We start from the raw sequence: 1,452 nt of genomic DNA, 5'->3' as shown, positions 1-1,452 counted from the left end.
CGGTCGATCTTCCCGTTTACCGTCAAAAGAAAAGAAGACAGATGAACATAATAAGAGGGAAGCATGTAATCGGGAAGCAGCTCCTGCGCACGCTCTTTTAAATCCGGAATGGCCTCACCGCTCTGGGTCGTATAGTAAGCCACAAGGGCTTTCTCCCCTCCATCACCCCTTGCCACAACCAGCACCTGGCCAACACCCTCCAGGCCGCCCATCACCACCTCGATCTCACCGGGCTCGATCCGGTATCCGCGGATCTTTACCTGGTCATCAACCCGGCCCAGGAACTCCAGGTTGCCGCCCGGTCCCCAGCGAACAAGGTCGCCCGTACGGTACATCAGGCTGTTTTCTTCGAAAGGATTCACCACAAACTTCTCCGCAGTGAGCTTTTCATTGCCCACATAACCCTGCGCCAGCCCCAAGCCCGAAACACAAAGCTCACCCGCAACACCCATCGGGCTCAATCCTCCGTAACCGTCAACCACATAAACACGGCTGCCCGCTATCGGGCGACCGATAGGAACCATTGATCCATAACCAATGGTATCATCAACATGAAAAATAGTACAGCTGATTGTTGCTTCGGTTGGCCCGTATTTATTATAAAAATCATATTTCTTAACATAACGGTTAACCAGTTCAGGCTTGCATACCTCTCCTCCGGTTATAATCCGTTTCAATGAATTTGCTTCGGACAAGCTGATGCTTTCCAAAAAGGATGGTGTTGTGTGAAGGTGAGTCACTTTATGAACCCTAAGGTAATCATTGAACATTTTTTGATCTGTAATCACATCCTTCGCCACCAGCACCAAACCTGCACCACTTAATAAAGCCAGCCAGATCTGTTCAACTGATGCATCAAAACTGATGGTTGAAAACTGAAGAATACGATCTGAGCTGTCTATTTTAAATAGATTTTTTTGACTTTGAATAAAATTAACCAATGAGCCATTGCTCACCATTACCCCTTTAGGTTTACCAGTACTTCCGGAAGTATAAATGATATAAAGCAGATCGTTCACTTCAGCAGTCATCAATCCAATTTCTGATGTACGATTATCACTTTTTACTTCAGCAATATTCAAGACTGAAATATGATTTAAGTATTTCTCCAAGTAGGTGGAAGAAGTTAGCAGAAATTCTGCGCCACTATCATCCAACATATAAAGCACCCTTTCTTCGGGCAAAGCACTATCAATTGGTAAATAAGTTCCACCCGCTTTTAATATGCCTAAAATACCCACGATTAGTTCAGGTGAACGATCGATCATCAAACCAATCACAGTTCCGCTGGTCACGTCATTATTGATCAAAAACAAAGCCATCTGGTTCGATAATCCATCCAGTTCGCGGTAGCTCAGCACCTGGTCTTCAAAAACAATGGCCAGGGCAGAAGGATCCCGAAGGACCTGCTCCGCAAAAAGCGACAGAACCGTCCGGTCCACACCGTAATCC

At 46.0% G+C, this 1,452-nt stretch carries 1 protein-coding gene; it reads right to left on the bottom strand.

Features of this window, described 5'->3' with window-relative positions; all coding sequences use genetic code 11:
- The coding region (locus BM107_RS24445) for a non-ribosomal peptide synthetase (RefSeq protein ID WP_139222345.1) at positions 1 to 1,452 on the bottom strand (1,452 nt) is incomplete at both ends.

This window comes from Pedobacter suwonensis (assembly GCF_900111825.1).
Taxonomy (GTDB): Bacteria; Bacteroidota; Bacteroidia; order Sphingobacteriales; family Sphingobacteriaceae; genus Pedobacter; species Pedobacter suwonensis.
This window is presented reverse-complemented; position numbering and strand designations above follow the sequence as displayed.